Below are 18550 nucleotides of genomic sequence, written 5' to 3' on the forward strand. Positions count from 1 at the left end.
GAGCGGCGCTGACTGTTCTGATTAAATCTGCGGCGCGTATTCGCAGTTGTTGCCGGATCCGGGCTGTATATCTGAACGCCAGAGGGTATACTGGGGCCTTCTCATTACATCCACTTGCAACGCGTGCGAATTCAACATGCAAAAGTTTGATCCCAAGACCTTTCAGGGCCTGATCCTGACGCTCCAGGATTACTGGGCGCGCCAGGGCTGCACTATCGTCCAGCCGCTGGATATGGAAGTCGGCGCGGGGACGTCCCATCCCATGACCTGTCTGCGGGCGCTTGGCCCGGAGCCCATCGCCGCCGCCTACGTGCAGCCTTCGCGCCGTTCCACGGATGGCCGTTACGGTGAAAACCCCAACCGGCTGCAGCATTACTACCAGTTCCAGGTCATCATCAAACCCTCGCCAGAGAATATCCAGGAATTATATCTCGGTTCGCTGAGAGAAGTTGGCCTGGATCCCACTATTCACGATATTCGTTTCGTGGAGGACAACTGGGAAAACCCGACACTGGGCGCCTGGGGGCTGGGTTGGGAAGTCTGGCTGAACGGTATGGAAGTGACGCAATTCACCTATTTTCAGCAGGTGGGTGGGCTGGAATGCCGGCCGGTCACGGGGGAAATCACCTACGGGCTTGAGCGTTTGGCAATGTATCTGCAGGGCGTCGACAGCGTTTATGATTTGGTATGGAGCGATGGGCCGCTGGGTCGTACCACCTATGGCGACGTGTTCCACCAAAACGAAGTCGAGCAATCCACCTACAACTTCGAGTATGCCGATGTGGATTTTCTGTTCACCTGTTTTGAACAGTATGAAAAAGAGGCGCAAAACCTGCTGGCTCTGGAAAAACCGCTGCCGCTGCCGGCCTATGAGCGCATTCTGAAGGCGGCGCACAGCTTCAATTTGCTCGACGCCCGCAAAGCTATTTCGGTTACGGAGCGCCAGCGCTATATCCTGCGGATCCGCACGTTGACCAAGGCCGTGGCGGAAGCCTACTACGCTTCACGCGAAGCGCTGGGTTTCCCGATGTGCAAGAAGAATGAGAACTAAGAGGCAGCCATGACGCAACACACTTTTCTAGTGGAAATCGGCACGGAAGAGCTGCCGCCCAAGGCGCTGCGCGCGTTGGCTGAGGCCTTTGCCATCCACATTAGCGGCGAACTTGATGCGGCCAACGTTCGCCACGGCGAAGTCAGCTGGTTTGCCGCCCCGCGCCGGCTGGCGGTCAAGGTCGCCGCGCTCGGCGGCGCACAGGCCGACAGCGACGTTGAGAAGCGCGGTCCCGCCATCGCACAGGTGTTTGATGCCGACGGCAATCCCACCAAAGCGGCCGAAGGCTGGGCGCGCGGCTGCGGCATTACGGTCAGCCAGGCGGAACGTCTCGCGACAGATAAAGGGGAATGGCTGGTCTATCGCGCCCGCGTGAAGGGGCAGCCGGTGCAAGAGCTGCTGTGCGCTGTGGTCAGCCGCGCGCTTGGCAAACTGCCGATCCCGAAAATGATGCGCTGGGGCGACAATGAAACCCAGTTCATCCGGCCGGTGCACACCGTGACGCTGCTGTTGGATGACGGCGTCATTGCGGGCAATGTGCTCGGCATTGACGCCGATCGCATCGTGCGCGGTCACCGTTTTATGGGCGAGCGGGAAATCAGCCTGGAGCACGCCGATCAGTATCCGCAGGTGCTGCTGGATCGCGGCCGGGTGATGGCGGACTATCTGCAGCGTAAAGAGACCATTCGCAGAGATGCGGAAGAGGCGGCCAAACGGTTAGGCGGCGTGGCCGATCTGAGCGAGAGCCTGCTGGAAGAGGTCACCTCGCTGGTGGAATGGCCGGTGGTGCTCACCGCCCGTTTTGAAGAGAAGTTTCTGGCGGTGCCGGCGGAGGCGCTGGTTTACACCATGAAAGGCGACCAGAAATATTTCCCGGTTTACGATGCCGCGGGCAACCTGCTGCCTCACTTTATTTTCGTGGCGAATATCGAGTCGAAAGATCCCCAGCAGATCATCGCCGGTAATGAAAAGGTCGTGCGTCCACGCCTGGCTGATGCGGAGTTCTTCTTTAACACCGACCACAAACAGCGGCTGGAAGATCGTCTGCCGAGGCTGGATACGGTGCTGTTTCAAAAACAGCTCGGCACGTTGCGCGACAAAAGCGACCGGATCGAAGCTCTGTCGGCCTGGATCGCCGGCCGGATTGGTGCGGATGTGCCCCAGGCCGCGCGCGCCGGTCTGTTGTCCAAATGCGACCTGATGACCAATATGGTGTTTGAATTTACCGACACCCAGGGCGTGATGGGTATGCATTACGCCCGCCATGACGGCGAGCCGGAAGCAGTGGCGTTGGCGCAAAAAGAGCAGTATCAGCCGCGATTTGCCGGCGATGCGCTCCCCACGACGCTGGTGTCCTGCGCGGTCGCCATTGCTGACAAGATGGATACGCTGGCCGGCATTTTTGGCATCGGCCAGCATCCTAAAGGGGATAAAGATCCTTTTGCCCTGCGCCGTGCCACGCTCGGCGTGCTGCGCATTATCGTGGAAAAACAGCTGCCGCTCGACCTGCAGACGCTGACGGAAGAGGCGGTGCGCCTCTACGGCGAGAAGCTGACCAATGACGCTGTGGTGAATGATGTCATCGATTTTATGCTCGGTCGTTTCCGCGCCTGGTACCAGGAGCAGGGGCACAGCGTCGACACCATTCAGGCGGTGCTGGCGCGACGTCCGACTCGCCCGGCGGATTTCGACGCTCGGGTACGCGCGGTGAGCTATTTCCGCACCCTGGAGGAAGCCGCGTCGCTGGCGGCGGCCAACAAGAGGGTATCAAACATACTGGCCAAATCTGACGATCCGGTCTACAAGGACTTGCAGGCCTCGGTGCTCAAGGATCCATCGGAAATCACGCTGGCGACCCATTTGGTGGTGTTGCGCGAAAAACTACAGCCGTTATTCGAGGCGGGTCGCTATCAGGACGCGCTGGTAGAGCTGGCGGCGCTGCGGGAGCCGGTGGACGCTTTCTTTGATAGCGTTATGGTGATGGCGGACGACCCTCAGGTGCGTATTAACCGTCTGACGCTGCTCGCGCAGCTGCGCAAGCTGTTTTTGCAGGTCGCGGATATTTCGCTGTTGCAATAGGCCGCGCGTTGCCTGCTGGCACGTCGCCGTCGACCTCGGCGGTTTTTGCCCGTCGCAAAACTGAACTATATTGTTACTGAGTCAGGGAAGGCGAAGTGAATACCTAAACCGGGAAAATAAGTCCTTCATTTACAGGAGTAAAGGTTATGACCTTAAGGGAGCGCATGGGCCTCTACCGGCCGCTGCTGTATTGCTGGGCGTCTTTCAGTTGACCGGCTGCGGCGATAAAGAACCGGAACAGCGCCAAGCCTTTATACAATTTCTGCAAAATACGATTTTGCCTGGCGGTGAACGGATCCCCACCCTGAGCGTGGCGCAAAAGGAGCAGTTTGGCCCTTACGCTAATGATTACCAGATTTTGCAAACTTTCAGCGACAAATTCCTCAGCTCGGTTAACGGTTCACTGGTACCGGTGCTGGATGAGATAAGCCAAATCCGCGTGCCCCAGGATTACCTGTCCCATCGGCGGACGCTCGCGCAGGCGAGAGGCGCGTTGAATATGCTGGCGCCCGATCTGGTTGGCCCGCGCCAGGAAACAGTCGGACGATGCTCGCGCCGCGCTCAAGCAGCCTGAAGATCTGCAAAAAGTCTACGCGCAGGCCTACGACAAGCTGGTGACCGGCCCGGTGCAGAAAGTCACACCGGGTATTGGCGCCGCTTCTTCACTGGCGGAACAGCTGGTTCACGTGGGGGATTTTCTCGCCATGCAGACGGGGCAGGGCCAGCCCAGCTTTGATGGCGGGGCGGTAAGCTTCCCCACGCAACTGCAAGTGACGTAATACAATGAGCTCATGACCGGGCTGCAAAACCAGCACCAGCACCAGCAGTTGCTACAGGCGCAAAACGGCGCGGGCGCGCTGTTGACATGATGGTATCCCCCCCCCGGGGGTGTCATCACCCTCGCCCAGGGGGAGTGATTTCCAAAGGTCGGTGTAAGGCTGGCCTGATAGCGTCCCCCGCGGCCTTAGGCTGCTACCCTGGCGGTGGCGACCTGTCTTTTTTAGTTTAGGCCACTGAGCGGCTAACCCTAGGCTGCACCTGAGCAACATTTCCTGCCGGCCTCCATGGCGGGCCTGCGCCGGCGTGTCTCATCCGATTATGTCTAGCTGCGAAGGCTTCGCCTTTGGGGGACTTCTTTTAGCGGTAACTTTGTTACACCTTTTCCATTGATCTCTAAGTCCTATCCTCGTTACAGGCGTGCTTTCAATAAGACTGTGCCCTCAGTGGCAGTCGGATAATAATTTTTTGTGATTTAAATCTCATTTTAATTATAAATAAGATAACCAATGATGTGATATATATCACAATGTGGCGCTTAATCTGGTCGGTAATGCATAAATGTAGTTTTATTTCAGGGGTTTTTTGTGATGAATATCACTCAGATAGCCCTAAATAGGGGAGGGCTCGTGATTAGCATCACAATAATTGACATCGCTACTCTATAACAAAAGAGCGTGGTAGAGTCGCGCTGCCAATAGTAATACCGGCGGATGATGCAACACTGCCGCAACAAATTTCACGCGCTCTTATTGTATAGCGCGTTTCAATAGGGGTGAGTTTTATGTCTTCATCGGATATCAAGGTCATAGTGCAGAACTTTGGCCGCTTCCTCAGCAATATGGTGATGCCCAATATTGGCGCTTTCATCGCCTGGGGTATCATCACCGCGCTGTTTATTCCTACCGGCTGGACACCCAACGCGACGCTGGCCAAATTGGTCGGCCCGATGATCACTTACCTGCTACCGCTGCTGATTGGCTATACCGGCGGCCGGATGGTGGGTGGCGAACGCGGTGGCGTCGTCGGCGCGATTACCACCATGGGGGTGATCGCCGGTGCCGATATGCCGATGTTCCTCGGCTCAATGATTGCCGGTCCTCTCGGCGGTTGGGCTATCAAACGCTTCGACCGCGCCGTGGACGGTAAAATTAAAAGCGGTTTCGAGATGCTGGTTAATAACTTCTCGGCCGGTATTATCGGTATGTTGCTGGCGGTATTGGCCTTCCTGGCCGTCGGTCCGCTGGTAGAAATGTTGTCAAAAGGGCTGGCGGCTGGCGTTCACCTGATGGTGACCTATAACATGCTGCCGCTGACGTCCGTTTTCGTCGAGCCGGCCAAAATTCTGTTCCTAAATAATGCCATCAACCACGGCATCTTCTCGCCGCTGGGCATTCAGCAGGCAACCGAGACCGGTAAATCGATATTCTTCCTGATTGAAGCCAACCCCGGCCCGGGTATGGGTGTCCTGATGGCGTATATGATATTTGGCCGTGGTAACGCCAAGCAATCCGCCGGCGGTGCAGCCATCATTCATTTCCTGGGTGGTATCCACGAAATTTATTTCCCCTATGTGCTGATGAATCCGCGTTTGTTGATCGCGGTTATCCTCGGCGGTATGACTGGCGTATTCACGCTGAATCTGCTGGGCGGCGGTCTGGTTTCGCCGGCTTCCCCGGGCTCTATCCTGGCCGTATTAGCCATGACGCCCAAAGGCACCTATTTCGCCAACTTGGCCGCTATTGTTGCCGCTTTCGCTGTTTCTTTCGTCATCTCGTCCATTTTGCTCAAGAGCTCACGCGCCACCGGCGATGAAGACAATTTAGCCGAGGCTTCACGCCGTGTGCAGGATATGAAAGCCCAGTCCAAAGGCGTGGCCGCTCCCGTCAATGCAGGTGCTTCGGGTGATTTAAGTTCGGTGTGGAAAATTATCGTGGCCTGCGATGCCGGCATGGGGTCGAGTGCCATGGGCGCCGGCGTCTTGCGTAAAAAGGTGAACGAGGCCGGGCTGAAGAACATCAGCGTGACCAATAGCGCCATCAATAATTTACCCGACGATGTTGATCTGGTGATAACCCATCGCGATCTGACCGAACTTGCAATGCGTCATGCGCCGCAGGCGCAGCATATTTCGCTGAATAACTTCCTCGACAGCCAGCTTTACAGCGATTTGACCGCGCGTCTGGTAGCGGTACAAAAAAGTGGGGATAATCAGCAAAGAGTAATGACAACGTTGAACGACAGCTTTGAAGATGGCGAACAAAACCTGTTCCGCCTCACTGCGGACAACGTTTTTCTCGGTCAACATGCAGACCACAAAGAGCAGGCTATCCGCTTCGCCGGTGAACAACTGGTGAAAGGGGGTTACGTCCAGCCCGAATACGTTCAGGCGATGATGGATCGTGAAAAACTGACCTCGACTTACCTGGGTGAGTCCATCGCAGTGCCCCATGGCACTATCGAAGCGAAGGACCGCGTCCTGCGTACCGGCGTCGTATTCTGCCAGTACCCTGACGGCGTTCGCTTTGGCGATGAGGAAGAGGATATTGCCCGACTGGTGATCGGGATCGCCGCCCGTAATAATGAGCACATTCAGGTCATCACCAGTTTGACCAACGCGTTGGACGATGAATCGGTGATCGCGCGGTTAAGCCACACCACCGACGTGCAGGAAGTCCTGGAACTGCTGGCGAGCGGCAAAGCGTCCTGACCAGGCATGCGGGCGGGTCATTGACGCAAGAAACGAAAGGGCCTGCTATGGCCCCTTTTTTGCTTAGATAATTCAAGGTTAACGTTATGAAAGTATTACATTTTGGAGCAGGGAATATCGGCCGCGGGTTTATCGGTAAATTGTTGGCCGATGCCGGTGTTGAGGTTGTTTTCGCCGATGTAAACCAGCAGGTTCTCGACGCGCTGAACCAGCGCCACCAATACCAGGTGCGGGTAGTGGGTGAACAGGCCCAGGTAGAGACCGTTCGCGGGGTCAGCGCGGTGCATAGCGGCAGCGACGACGTTGTTGCGCTTATCGCCAGCGTGGATTTGGTGACGGCGGCGGTCGGTCCGCAGATCCTTGAACGCATTGCGCCCGCCATTGCCCGCGGTCTGGTTAAGCGACATGACGGCGGTGGCACGCAGCCGCTGAACATTATCGCCTGTGAGAACATGGTGCGCGGCACCAGCCAGCTTAAGCAGCATGTGCTTAATGCGCTGGAGCCGCGCTATCATGCCTGGGTTGACCAGCATGTCGGCTTTGTCGATTCCGCCGTGGACCGCATCGTGCCGCCGGTTGAAGCGGGCAGCGACGACCCGCTGGCGGTGACGGTCGAGAGTTTTAGCGAGTGGATTTTGGATAAAACCCAATTCAAAGGCGTCCCGCCCGCTCTCGGCGGTATGGAACTGACCGACAATCTGATGGCGTTTATGGAGCGTAAGCTGTTTACTCTGAATACGGGCCACGCCATTACCGCTTATCTGGGCCAGCTCGCCGGCCATCAGACCATCCGCGATGCCATTCTGGATCCGGCTGTCCGCCAGACAGTAAAAGGCGCGATGGAGGAGAGCGGAGCGGTGCTTATTAATCGTTATGGTTTTGATGCACGAAAGCATGCCGCCTATATCAACAAAATTCTTCAGCGCTTTGAAAATCCCTATTTGCATGACGACGTGGAACGCGTTGGCCGGCAGCCGTTGCGCAAACTGGGCGCTGGCGATCGGTTAATCAAGCCCTTGCGCGGTACGTTGGAATACGGTCTTGGCGATGCTAATCTGGTGACCGGCATCGCCGCGGCTATGCACTATCACAGCGACCAGGACCCGCAGGCGAAAGAGTGGGCGGCATTGCTGGCCGAGGTCGGTCCGCAGGCGGCGCTGGCCAAAGTCTCCGGCCTTGAAGAAGACAGTGAAGTTGTCGCGCAAGTGGTGAATGCCTATAACGCCATGCAGTAACCGACAGAACCGGGGGCGGACACGCTTCTGCCCCCTGGCCCGCTACATGGTGTGCAACATGACGGAAAACACTCAGCTGCTGGAAAACAGCGTGCTCGAACGCCTGAATGCCGGAACCACGGTGCGGGAGTTTTTGCGGGCGGCGATTACGCTGCTGGCGGAAGCAGTAGCCATTTTGGTGACGCAGGTGTTCCGCAAGGATGACTATGCGGTCAAATACGCCGTGGAGCCGCTGCTGGTGGGAGCCGGGCCGCTGGTGGAACTGTCGGTACGCCTGAAATTGGTTTATGCGCTCGGGGTGATAAGCCGCCAGGAGTACGAAGACGCCGAACTGCTGATGGCGCTGCATGAAGAACTGAAGCAGGATCCAGGCGATTATCGCTTTACCGACGATGAAATTTTGGGGCCGTTTGGCGAGTTGCATTGTGTCGCCGCGTTTCCGCCATCGCCGCAAATCTCGCGCGCGCCGGAGGATGAAGCACTGACGAAGATGCAACGGCAGCGCTACCAGCAAATGGTGCGCTCCACGATGGTCCTTTCCGCCACCGAATATCTGGTGCGAATTAGCGCCAAAAAGGCGTTCTCCGATCGGCTATTGCTTAAATAGCCGCCGCGCCGGATTTCACGTCGGCGCGTTCGCCTTGCGGTCGCGGCGCCTGCGGACCGGCGGTCGCCCTCACCTAAGGCCTACCTCCTCCGCGAATAAATAGCTGCACCTGCGTCACTGCTGTTGTCACGGACTTGACTCCGGCCTGGCCGCGCATTAATTCGCCGACGCGCGGGCAAAAAAATCCCCGCTGGGGCGGGGACGGGCGGGCGCTAACCGGTGTCGGTGTGCGCCGCGGAGCCGGATCAGGAGTGGCTGAAACGTGCGGCCGCTTCATCCCAGTTCACCACGTTCCAGAATGACTTGATGTAGTCCGGGCGGCGGTTCTGGTATTTCAGATAGTATGCGTGCTCCCAGACGTCCAGGCACAGGATCGGGTAGCCGGAAGTCCCAGAAATCGCTTCGCCCATCAGCGGGTTGTCCTGGTTGGCGGTGGACACGATGGCCAGTTTGCCGTCTTTTTTCACAAGCCAGGCCCAGCCGGAACCGAAGCGGGTGGCGGCGGCCTTCTCGAACGCTTCCTTAAACGCGTCAACGCTGCCGAAATCACGTTCGATAGCGCTTTTCAGTTCGCCCTGCAGGGTCGTACCTTGTTTCAACCCCTTCCAGAACAGGCTGTGATTGGCATGGCCGCCGGCGTTGTTGCGCAGCATGGTCTTTTTGTCCGCCGGAAGCTGGTCCAGTTTTTGGATCAAGTCGTCGACGGGCAAGTTGGCAAATTCTGGCAGGCTTTCCAAGGCGCCATTGGTGTTATTGACATAGGTCTGATGGTGTTTAGTGTGATGAATTTCCATCGTTTCTTTGTCGAAATGCGGTTCCAGGGCGTCATAGCCATAAAGCAGGGAAGGTAGCGTAAAGCTCATATCAATCTCTCCATTTTAGTTGAACCGGCCCCCTTTAAATGCATGTTAGGGTCGCGTAAGCAATCCGATCATTATAGTTAATTAAATGTTGAATAAAACGTTTATCGGTGACTTTAAAAAGAATAAGGTTAACTTACGTCTTCAACGATCCGCGTCGGGTGGGTAAAGACCATGGCGCGTCCCGGTTTACTAAACCCTACCAACGTCAAGCCGCAGCGTTCGGCAACCTCCACCGCCACGTGGCGGCCGACGTCCTCGGTGCCATAGCACAGTTCCCCTTCCGGCGAGATCCAGGCTGCGGCGTGAGTGCAGCCCGTAAGCTGGCCGATGGGCTGCACTTCTTGCAATCGATCCAGCGCATGGCGCTGCGCTTTCAGCGCCATGCGCTGGATTGACGCATGCAGGGCCGGTCGTCCTCAGCGTGGAAAGCGGTGTGTTTCAGATGGTTTTCTCCCGCAATGCTAGTAGGGCGTTATTATTCGCTGCTCGGGCGAGCGATGCAAACCCTCAACCCGGGCAAGCGGTTGACTTTACCTAAACAGTTTTTTTCAGTAAGTTGCGTAATTCAGAGGCCCTTGCTACGTTTAATGGAGCACCATTGCGGAGAAGGATTGAGGACTATGACCAGGCATAATATCAAAATCGCATTATTCCTCATGATGGCTGCCGCCGGACTGGCAGGCACGTCCGGCGTGGCGTCGGCGGTGGATAGCGGGACGGGCAACGCGTCTGCATCGTCGGCGAAAGGCATTGGCGACGCCGACGCCAAAAGCATACAGGCTCATGCCGGCGGTGGAGACCAGCAGCCCGCCAAGAATAGGGACCGCGCCGAATTTGATAAGCCTATCAACCGCGCGCTTGCCACTTAAATGTGCCAGCGTGACATTACCTACGATGAGCCCGCCAAAGATTGGCAGTTGTAGCAAGCCATATTCTACAGCGGTCAGGCAGTGGTCGCCCATCAGGATCACCGGCGACTGTGCCAGCCACGACAGCAGCGGCAGGCAGGCGCAGCCTATGGCTATCGCACCGTACAAAAACTGGCGGTTGCTGAGGATGACGCGGTAATCAGCCCACAGCGATGCCGGCGACAGTGGCTCGCCCAAACGGGTGGCGGTCTCCAGCATTGCGCGCCAAAGCCCTGCAGGAAACGCATGGCGATGAACTGTTCGATGGTATTTACCAGCAAAATACCCAGGCATGCGCCGATAAAAAGTATAACCCCCGCCAGCATCATCGGACGACGGCTGCGACGATCGGACAGGGGGTCTAATAACCACTGCAGCACCATGCCGCCCGCCAAATAAGCGGTCATCGACGTCGGCACCCATTCATGACTAACGTTGAAGCTTTCCACAACGGCCATTATGCCTGGTTGTATCATGTCGTTAGCGATATAAACGGCAAATTCAAACAACACCAGGCACAGCGGAAACAGCAACGCCCCCGGCCTAAAAGGGCGGGGGAAGAAATAGAAGACTTCATGATATAACCAATTGAAATTAAATGATAAAACGACTTTATCTGACGGCATCAGCGATACTGGTCGGCTATTTTGCATACAAATTGACAAAGTCGCAAGTCCTGCGTTGCCGTTAGCACAATTCGGACAAAGATATATCCTTTTAAATAATTAGTTAAGATAATCTAACTATTTGATGATCAAGCTGTTGACCGCCGGCCGGGGAAAAGGATGACGCAGATAGCTACAAAAAAAAATTTATCTGGATAGACAATCTGCACGGCTGCGCTTGTATGATGGTGGTGATATATACACTACCTATTATGTAACTCACAGCAATATCGTAGGGGAACATAATTGGATGTTCGCCAATATGCTCAATTCGGCTTCGCGCGTGGCGGTGCCGCTCTTTATGATGATTTCCGGCTATCTGTTTTACGGCGAACGTGCGGCGACAAAGAAACACCTTTTTCGTCTGGCGGGCTGTTTACTGTTCTACAGTGTGGTAGGGCTGGTCTATATGGCCTTGCTTACCCCTATCAGCGCGCAACAGGCACTGTCAGGGATATTACAAAATATCATTTATGGTATTTCTACGCTGCTATTGCTCTCTATTTGCTGTCGCCGTTGATTCAGTTAAAAGCGTTAAGCGCCGGCCATCTGGCGGACGTGAAGATCGTGCCGGTGAACTTATTTATCAACGGCAACATGGTTTATTATCTGCTGTATGCCATTTTCGGCCGCGCGATTGGTCTGCTGACGCTGGATAACAAACGTGTTACACCGCTGGCGGCGGTGGTATTTCTGCTTGCCGTCGTGCTCATCGCGGCGGTGAGTTTGTTCATTTGGTTCAAATCCGCGCTGGTCTCAATGGCTTTATGACCGACGCCGGCCCGGTTTCGCCGCCCAGCTGGATCTGCGCCTGGCCGGCGTAGACGCCAAGCAGTTCATGGGTATTGCTGTGAAAATGCGTAAAGGGATAAATGCCGTAGCACCATTGCGCCGGCCAGCCGTTGGCGGCGAAATGCCTTTCAAGCCACACCGTTGGATGTACTGTGCCGCCGGGGATCACCCCGCGGTAAATCACCACCGGTAATGTATTGTTAGGAACGCCCTTGACGGCGTCAGTCAAGGAAAGGGTTTCAATCATCATAACGAGTGACATTCAGAATTTTTGCGTTAAGTCCTATCAGCATAGTCAACATTTTGCGCCAAGGGGATGATTTACAGAGCACGCTAATAAGGCTTAAGCTATTCAATGAATTATGACGGCTGGCGTATGCCGCCGATCCCTTCTCTTTTGCAGGAGCTTCACTATGAGTAATGCTTTTATCGACGCCATAGCTGCGCGCCGCTCCATTTATGCCCTCGGCAAAAACGTTCCACTGTCGTCGGACGCCATTACCGCGCTGGTCAAAGAGGCGGTGAAGCACAGCCCTTCGTCGTTTAACTCGCAAAGCTCGCGCGTCGTGGTTTTATTTGGCCATGCGCATGAAAAGCTGTGGGACATTGTCAAAGGCACGTTGAAAAAAATTGTGCCGGCGGAAGCCTTTGGAGCGACCGAAAACAAATTATCGTCCTTTGCCGCCGGCGCCGGTACGATTCTGTTTTTTGAAGACACCACGGTCATCGATGAACTGCAAAAACAATTTGCCGCTTACGCCGATAATTTTCCGATCTGGTCCGAACATTCCACCTGGATTGCGCAATTCGCGGTTTGGAGCGCTCTGGCGTAGGAAAAGATCGGCGCCAGTTTGCAGCACTATAACCCGCTGATTGACGATGAAGTCAAAGCGACCTGGCAGCTGCCGGACAGCTGGAAATTGCAGGCGCAGATGCCGTTTGGCTCGATTGAGAACCCCGCTGGTGAAAAGACGTATATCTCCGATGGAACCCGCTTCAAGGTATTCAAATAAGCTGCAATGACAGGCTCGACCGGCTGGCCTCTGCGCCGGTCTTTTTTTGCCCTTAACGCAATGGCGGTTTTACTTTCGCGCGTGGCGGCTATAGTTATAGTCCGGGCCGTCTAAAAAAACAGACAATTCCGAACCGGATCGGCGCCCCTGACGTGGGATGATTAGCGGCCAGGGGGCGCTGGTTTCAGACGTTAACCAACAAGAGGAGAAACGCCATGACCCGAATTCTGCTAGTCTTTCTATTTTTCATCGCCGTATGTGCTGGGGTCATGGTGGTCCAAATGGGTGGTCATTATCCGTGGATCTAAGCTGTTGTCCTTAGACGGATTTCCGCTCGCGCGCGACGCTAAGTTTGTGTATCCCGGCATGCAACTGCCAGGTGTTGATCAGCACCAGAGCGGCGGTGGCGATAAAGACCCAGCGAAAGCCCAGCAATGCCGAAATGCTGGAGCCCACCAGCGGGCCGGCAACATTTCCCAGATACATAAACGACTGGTTGTAGCCAAAAACGCGACCGGTGACCTGATCGCTTGAGTATTTTACCAGCAGCGTCTGCACCGCCGGCATCAACGCCCCTTCGGCAAATCCCATTAAAAAGCGTAATATTCCCAGCTGTAGCGGCGTTCTGACCAGCGCCATGATGCAAAACAGCGCAATCAGGCAGCCTAACGCCGTCATCAGCACGCGCGCCGTACCAATACGATCCCCTAAGCGGCCAAGGCGCGGAGCGGCCAGCAGCGCCGACACCCCCGGCACCGCGGCAATCGCACCGCTAATGAACGCCAAGTTATCATGGTCGCTAGAGAGCTCTTTAATAAATAAGGTCAAGATCGGGCTGATGGAACTGTTGGTCAGCTGAATCATCATGGTGGTGACAAACAGCGTCAGAATCAACCGTGGGTAGGGTAGCGCGGCGAATACTGCCCGTCCGTGCAGTTGATCGGCCTTTTTTACCGTCACCACTCGTTCTTTGATTAACACAAGCGTAATGAGGAAACTGACGGTCATCAGCGCGGCGGTGATAAGAAAGACCACCCGCAGACCGAGATGGTCGGCCATAAAACCGCCGAGCAGTGGACCGATAATCACCCCGGAAACCTGGCCGGTCGACAGTATGGCGAACGCCCAGCCGCTCTTATCCCGCGGCACCTGCGACGCCACCAGCGCCATGGCGTTGGGAACATACCCCGAGGTCAGCCCCATCAACGCGCGCAGCAACAGCAATTGCCAGACGCTGGTGACGAAAGCCTGCAGGGCTATCACTACCGCCATACCAAGCGAGGCGCGCAGAAGCATCAGCTTGCGCCCGCGGCGGTCCGCCATACTGCCCCACAGGGGCGACACGATGGCCGACACTAAAAAGGTGGCGCTGAACACCATACCGGACCAAAGGCTGAGAGATTCGTGCGAGCGGACGCCGAGTTGTTCCACATACAGCGGCAAAAAAGGCAGGATTTGGCTCATCGCCAGGCCGGTAAAAAAGCATCCCAGCCAGACCGATATAATATTGACCTTCCAGGCTTCCATAGTCAGTACTTACACCGAGCAAAAGTGAGGTGGGAATATAGGGTACCATCCTTGCTCAAGCTGCCCTATCGAAAATTGCCCGCCCCGGCGTTTTTAACCGCCGTGCAGCCGCTGCGGGTTGTTTTGATAGCTGACGGTTAATTGTTTAAACCACTCATCGCTGATTGAATGGGGCGGCTGACGCAATGTCTGCAAGCCTTTGTCCAGTGTCCGTTCCGCCTCGTGCCATAGTCGGCTATCACCGACGCGCAATACCTTTAGCTGAAGTTTTTTTTCAATCAGATAAACGCTGGTGAAGCCGGCATCATAGCCGATAAGCGAGCATGTATTGTCGATGATGTCCGCCAATTTGATGGTCTTCGCTTCATCGCAGGCGTCAGCTAAATGGCGCAGGGCGGCCTGTTGTTTAACCACGCGTGAGGTCTGGGTGGGGAAGGGCGGCAGCGTTAGCATCTCCACCAGTTCAGCCACGTCGGCGCCAAAACGCTGCTGTATCTACGCCGGTATCTTCTACGGTATCGTGGAGCCAGGCGGCGGCCAGATGGATGATGTAGGGCTCTTGGGTGTATTTGCGGCGCTGATCGAGTTTCCCATGGGCATCGCGGGCGAAGTGTCGCGCTCGCTGCTCAAGTGTCGGCATAATCTGCCCTCCGATTGTCGCGCCGCCATAGCGGTCATCAAACTTCATTAAGTCATTATAGACCAGGAAATGACTTGCTACTATATCGTGCGCTATCTATAATCTTTGCTATGAACACTTCCGCGAATAATAGCCAAGACGACGTACTGCTGTTGCTGGACCAGCAATTTTGCTTTTCCCTCTATTCGGCCAATCTGGCGCTGAATAAGGTTTATCGCAAATTATTGGCCAAGCTGGACCTGACCTATCCTCAATATTTGGTGATGCTGGTGCTCTGGGAGCGGGATGCGGTCACGGTGTCCGACATTGGCGAGCGATTGTTCCTCGACTCCGCGACGCTGACGCCGCTACTCAAACGTATGGAGAGCGCGGGCCTGCTGGGACGTTTTCGCTCCGCCGATGACGAGCGGAAAGTCATTATCCGCCTGACGGATAAGGGGCGTTCGTTGCGCGTGCTGGCGGCGACCATCCCGGCAGATATTCTCTGCGCTTCGTCGTGCAGCGCTGAAGAGTTTGGAGCGCTGAAACGCGAGTTGGAGACCTTGCGCGGCCATTTGGCGCAGTGGTGACGACCGGTAACGCGGGAGTCTGATCGGGTCACATCAGGCGTATGTCTTTCACTAATTTATATAGTAAGCGATTTAATCGTTAGTTATATTTTTCCGTGCGCGGGAAATCTTTTACCCCCAACAAAGGAGTCTTTATGTCGATCGAGAAAGTAATATATCGCGCGAAAGCAAAAGCTACCGGTGGCCGTGACGGGCGTGCAACGTCTTCCGATGGCGTGCTGGATGTCAAATTGGGTCTGCCTAAAGAAATGGGAGGACAGGGAGGGGCGTTCACAACCCCGAGCAACTGTTTGCCGCGGGTTATTCGGCCTGTTTCCTTGGCGCGCTGAAACATGTCGCCGCGCAGACCAAAACCCCGCTGCCGTCCGAAACCTTTATCGAAGGCACTGTCGGTATCGGGGCGATCGCCACCGGTTTTGCCATTGAGGTTCAGCTAGAGATTCATTTACCGGTGGGCGAGCGCAGCGTGGCGGAAGATCTGGTCCAGAAAGCCCATGTGGTGTGCCCGTATTCCAACGCTACCCGCAATAACATCGATGTCTCTCTGCAGGTCATTACCGCTTAATACCTTCTCTGAATGGCCGGGGGAATCGTCCTCCGGCGTATTCATGCCCGCGTTTCGTTTCCCGCTGCGCTTGTGCGAAAACTTTTTGCTATTTTCCTTGTCAAAAAATTTCAATCGGTCACTATTGCGCTGCTCAATTACCATCGAATTTAGCCTGTCGTTGCGTCAGTGTTAAGCCCTGTGGCCGTCACGACCTTATCTTTGCTGGGCTTTTGCCTTAAATGAAAATTGTAAAAACACTGTCACACCAGACGCTTTCCCTGCTGCTTGCCATCTATATCGGCCTGTTCCTCAATCTCTCGGTCTTTATCCATCGATTCGATATGCTGCACCCGTCCTCAACGGTCGGGCATATGGTCATCGCATTAACCGAAATCACCGCCGCCATCCTCTCTACCTTCTTTTTGATGTGGATACTGTCGTTCGGCGGGCGCCTGTTGTATCGCGTCGTGGCGTCATTGCTGGTACTGATCTCGGTTGCTGCCAGCTACTACATGACTTATTTCAATGTCGTTATCGGTTACGGCATCATCGCCTCGGTCATGACCACCGATATCGATCTATCCCGCGAGGTGGTGGGCGTAAAATTCCTGGTCTGGATGGTAGGGGTAAGCGCCCTGCCGCTGCTGCTGATATGGCAAAATGCCCTCGCGGATACTCTGTTTCAGCAAATGAAAACGCCGGGAAGGCGGCTGAAATCCCTGCTGGGGCTGTTGGTGGTACTCGCGCTGGTGTGGTTGCCGGTGCGTTATCAGGATAAAGCGCAAAATTTGCGTGAACGCATCACTAATATCGATATGCCCAGCTATGGCGGTTTGGTGGCGCACTCGTATCTGCCGTCGAACTGGCTGGCGGCGCTTGGGCTATTCGCCTATACGCGTCTTGATGAAAGCCAGGATAACGAGAGCCTGTTTGATCCCGCCAAACAGTTTGCCTATATCCCGCCGGCGGGCATTGATGATACCTATGTCGTGTTTATTATCGGCGAGACGACCCGCTGGGATCATATGGGCCTGCTGGGCTATGAACGTGATACCACGCCGAAATTGTCCCGCGAGAAAAATCTGGTGGCGTTCCGCGGGCATTCCTGCGACACCTCCACCAAACTCTCCCTACGCTGTATGTTTGTGCGCGAAGGGGGAACGCTCGATAATCCGCAGCGCATGCTAAAAGAGCAAAATGTCTTTGCCGTGATGCGTAAATTGGGCTTACCTTCGAGCTATTCGCCATGCAAAGCGAGGTGTGGTTTTACAATAACACCGACGCCAATAATTATGCCTTCCGTGAAATGATCTCCTCAGAGAAGCGCAACGACGGCAAATTTGTTGACGATATGCTGTTGGTTGACGAGTTGAAGGAATCGCTGGCGCGCCATCCGCAGGGCAAGCATTTAGTTATATTGCACACCGAAGGATCGCACTATCTGTACTCCCAGCGCTATCCGAGCAGTTTTGTCCGTTATCAGCCGGAGTGTATCGGTGTCGATCAGGCCTGCAGCAAAGCACAGCTGATCAACGCGTTTGATAACAGCGTGCTGTATACCGACAGTTTCATCGATAATGTCATCGATCAGGTCCGCGATAAAAAAGCGCTGGTGTTTTATGCCGCCGACCACGGCGAGTCTATTGATGAGAATTATCACCTGCACGGTACGCCGCGCGACATGGCGCCGCCGTAGCAGTTCCGCGTGCCGATGATGGTCTGGGCATCCAATGCTTTCCTGGCTAACCCCGAGAATCATGAGGCATTCGGGCGTCTGCAGGCTCAGCAGCGCGCAGGTGTGATCCATCGGCATGAAGAATTGTTCGATACCCTGCTGGGGTGCCTGGGATATCGGTCGCCGAACGGGGGTATCAAAGCGCAAAATAACTGGTGCCAGAAACCCTCTGCATTGTCGTCGGCCGTCACGGTTAATCGTGGCTGATGAGTTTGTAAACAGTTGACGGTATTTACTGAAAAAGGGATTGACGCCTGTAGCGCGGCGCAGTAATATGCGCCCGCATTACGGTGAGTGGCGCAGCCTGGTAGCGCAATACGTTCGGGACGTATGGGTCGGAGGTTCGAATCCTCTCTCACCGACCAATTTTATGCCTTAGCGTGATGCAACAAGCCGCACGTTATCGCTACTAACAGCGGGCCTGAAAAGGTCCGCTGTTTTTTTTGTCCTGTCGTTACCGCTTCGCGCTTTCTGGCGATATGCCCCGGGCGGTAAAAACCGCTAACGCGATACAGAAGGGCTTCAACACGCCGGCAATGATTACCCTTGCTTAACCTAAAATGGCATTGACGGTTATGATGACGCTCTCCCGTGTCGTTGTCGCGACAGCGCTATTCGACATATCAACGGCACCCTCCTTCGCGCCGCCGGTCTGGATTGCGGTGGAGGGACAGCGATTAATATCCCGCCATCGGGCAAGTCCACGTGTTATTACGACAGCCCATTTAGTCCGACGGAGGCAAAATAAGGTAAAAAGGTTAGCGTTGCTAATTATCGGTTCAAATGATAGCCAGTGATTTTAACCGGCTGAAACGATATTTAATTGGCAAAA

The 18550-nt window shown here is 55.3% G+C and carries 16 protein-coding genes, 1 tRNA gene and 5 pseudogenes; 14 read left to right on the forward strand and 8 right to left on the reverse strand.

What is annotated here, in order from left to right:
• Nucleotides 1-136 precede the first annotated feature (136 nt).
• From glyQ to SGP1_RS00155, 7 genes are all read left to right on the forward strand, one after another.
• The gene (gene glyQ / locus SGP1_RS00130; protein WP_011409876.1) at nt 137-1051 is read left to right on the forward strand and encodes a glycine--tRNA ligase subunit alpha; all 915 of its coding nucleotides are present in this window, start codon (nt 137-139) and stop codon (nt 1049-1051) included.
• Between the two features lie 9 nt (nt 1052-1060).
• Nucleotides 1061-3130, forward strand: coding sequence for a glycine--tRNA ligase subunit beta (gene glyS, locus SGP1_RS00135; RefSeq protein ID WP_011409877.1), 2070 nt, complete (start codon nt 1061-1063; stop codon nt 3128-3130).
• A gap of 190 nt (nt 3131-3320) precedes the next feature.
• Nucleotides 3321-3704: a DUF3053 family protein gene (locus tag SGP1_RS34825; protein WP_279379422.1), complete on the forward strand. Its 384-nt coding sequence runs from the start codon at nt 3321-3323 to the stop codon at nt 3702-3704.
• Nucleotides 3649-3909: a DUF3053 family protein gene (locus SGP1_RS34830; protein WP_279379423.1), complete on the forward strand. Its 261-nt coding sequence runs from the start codon at nt 3649-3651 to the stop codon at nt 3907-3909. Before SGP1_RS34825 ends, SGP1_RS34830 begins: the two co-directional genes overlap by 56 nt.
• A 782-nt stretch (nt 3910-4691) precedes the next feature.
• Nucleotides 4692-6617 (forward strand): PTS mannitol transporter subunit IICBA, encoded by a 1926-nt coding sequence (locus SGP1_RS00145; protein WP_011409879.1) that lies wholly within the window; start codon nt 4692-4694, stop codon nt 6615-6617.
• 86 nt (nt 6618-6703) lie between these two features.
• Complete coding sequence (locus tag SGP1_RS00150; protein ID WP_011409880.1) at nt 6704-7852, forward strand: mannitol-1-phosphate 5-dehydrogenase; 1149 nt, start codon at nt 6704-6706, stop codon at nt 7850-7852.
• A gap of 58 nt (nt 7853-7910) precedes the next feature.
• Nucleotides 7911-8459: an MltR family transcriptional regulator gene (locus SGP1_RS00155; protein ID WP_011409881.1), complete on the forward strand. Its 549-nt coding sequence runs from the start codon at nt 7911-7913 to the stop codon at nt 8457-8459.
• A 245-nt stretch (nt 8460-8704) separates the two neighbouring features.
• On the opposite strand, the gene sodA is transcribed toward SGP1_RS00155, so the two are convergent.
• The 3 genes and pseudogenes from sodA to SGP1_RS26070 all read right to left on the reverse strand — a co-directional run.
• Nucleotides 8705-9322 carry a superoxide dismutase [Mn] gene (gene sodA, locus SGP1_RS00160; protein ID WP_011409882.1) on the reverse strand — a complete coding sequence of 206 codons (618 nt, stop codon included), beginning with the start codon at nt 9320-9322 and terminating at the stop codon, nt 8705-8707.
• A gap of 128 nt (nt 9323-9450) precedes the next feature.
• Nucleotides 9451-9681, reverse strand: a pseudogene (locus tag SGP1_RS00165) (formate dehydrogenase accessory sulfurtransferase FdhD); the annotation flags it as partial.
• A 387-nt stretch (nt 9682-10068) separates the two neighbouring features.
• A pseudogene (locus SGP1_RS26070) lies at nt 10069-10807 on the reverse strand (MFS transporter); the annotation flags it as partial.
• Nucleotides 10808-11145: 338 nt separating this feature from the next.
• On the opposite strand from SGP1_RS26070, the gene SGP1_RS22780 reads away from it, so the two are divergent.
• Nucleotides 11146-11415 carry an acyltransferase family protein gene (locus tag SGP1_RS22780; RefSeq protein ID WP_050747268.1) on the forward strand — a complete coding sequence of 90 codons (270 nt, stop codon included), beginning with the start codon at nt 11146-11148 and terminating at the stop codon, nt 11413-11415.
• Nucleotides 11412-11666 (forward strand): hypothetical protein, encoded by a 255-nt coding sequence (locus SGP1_RS22785; protein WP_148203308.1) that lies wholly within the window; start codon nt 11412-11414, stop codon nt 11664-11666. The genes SGP1_RS22780 and SGP1_RS22785 overlap by 4 nt, the downstream gene beginning before the upstream one ends.
• Here the strand turns inward: SGP1_RS22785 and SGP1_RS00180 are convergent.
• Nucleotides 11635-11937, reverse strand: a complete 303-nt coding sequence (locus SGP1_RS00180; protein ID WP_050747270.1) for a hypothetical protein — start codon at nt 11935-11937, stop codon at nt 11635-11637. The genes SGP1_RS22785 and SGP1_RS00180 overlap by 32 nt on opposite strands.
• 163 nt (nt 11938-12100) lie before the next feature.
• On the opposite strand from SGP1_RS00180, the pseudogene SGP1_RS00185 reads away from it, so the two are divergent.
• Nucleotides 12101-12700 (forward strand): annotated as a pseudogene (locus SGP1_RS00185) (nitroreductase family protein).
• 318 nt (nt 12701-13018) lie between these two features.
• On the opposite strand, the gene SGP1_RS00190 reads toward SGP1_RS00185, so the two are convergent.
• From SGP1_RS00190 to SGP1_RS35420, 3 genes are all read right to left on the reverse strand, one after another.
• Complete coding sequence (locus SGP1_RS00190) at nt 13019-14227, reverse strand: multidrug efflux MFS transporter (protein WP_011409884.1); 1209 nt, start codon at nt 14225-14227, stop codon at nt 13019-13021.
• Between the two features lie 93 nt (nt 14228-14320).
• Nucleotides 14321-14698: a hypothetical protein gene (locus SGP1_RS00195; RefSeq protein ID WP_050747271.1), complete on the reverse strand. Its 378-nt coding sequence runs from the start codon at nt 14696-14698 to the stop codon at nt 14321-14323.
• Nucleotides 14691-14915 (reverse strand): hypothetical protein, encoded by a 225-nt coding sequence (locus SGP1_RS35420; protein ID WP_341532829.1) that lies wholly within the window; start codon nt 14913-14915, stop codon nt 14691-14693. The genes SGP1_RS00195 and SGP1_RS35420 overlap by 8 nt, the downstream gene beginning before the upstream one ends.
• A gap of 62 nt (nt 14916-14977) precedes the next feature.
• On the opposite strand from SGP1_RS35420, the gene SGP1_RS00200 reads away from it, so the two are divergent.
• Nucleotides 14978-15436 (forward strand): MarR family winged helix-turn-helix transcriptional regulator, encoded by a 459-nt coding sequence (locus SGP1_RS00200; protein ID WP_011409885.1) that lies wholly within the window; start codon nt 14978-14980, stop codon nt 15434-15436.
• Between the two features lie 134 nt (nt 15437-15570).
• Nucleotides 15571-16001 (forward strand): annotated as a pseudogene (locus tag SGP1_RS26075) (organic hydroperoxide resistance protein).
• Here SGP1_RS26075 and SGP1_RS31095 read toward each other — a convergent pair.
• Entirely contained in the window at nt 15882-16145 is a 264-nt protein-coding gene (locus SGP1_RS31095; protein WP_041866478.1) for a hypothetical protein, read from the reverse strand. The pseudogene SGP1_RS26075 and the gene SGP1_RS31095 sit on opposite strands and share 120 nt — an antisense overlap.
• A 77-nt stretch (nt 16146-16222) precedes the next feature.
• On the opposite strand from SGP1_RS31095, the pseudogene eptB reads away from it, so the two are divergent.
• Nucleotides 16223-17925 (forward strand): annotated as a pseudogene (eptB, locus tag SGP1_RS00210) (kdo(2)-lipid A phosphoethanolamine 7''-transferase).
• An 81-nt stretch (nt 17926-18006) separates the two neighbouring features.
• Nucleotides 18007-18083, forward strand: a tRNA-Pro gene (locus tag SGP1_RS00215).
• Nucleotides 18084-18550 lie beyond the last annotated feature (467 nt).

It is taken from the genome of Sodalis glossinidius str. 'morsitans', assembly GCF_000010085.1.
Lineage (GTDB): Bacteria > Pseudomonadota > Gammaproteobacteria > Enterobacterales > Enterobacteriaceae > Sodalis > Sodalis glossinidius.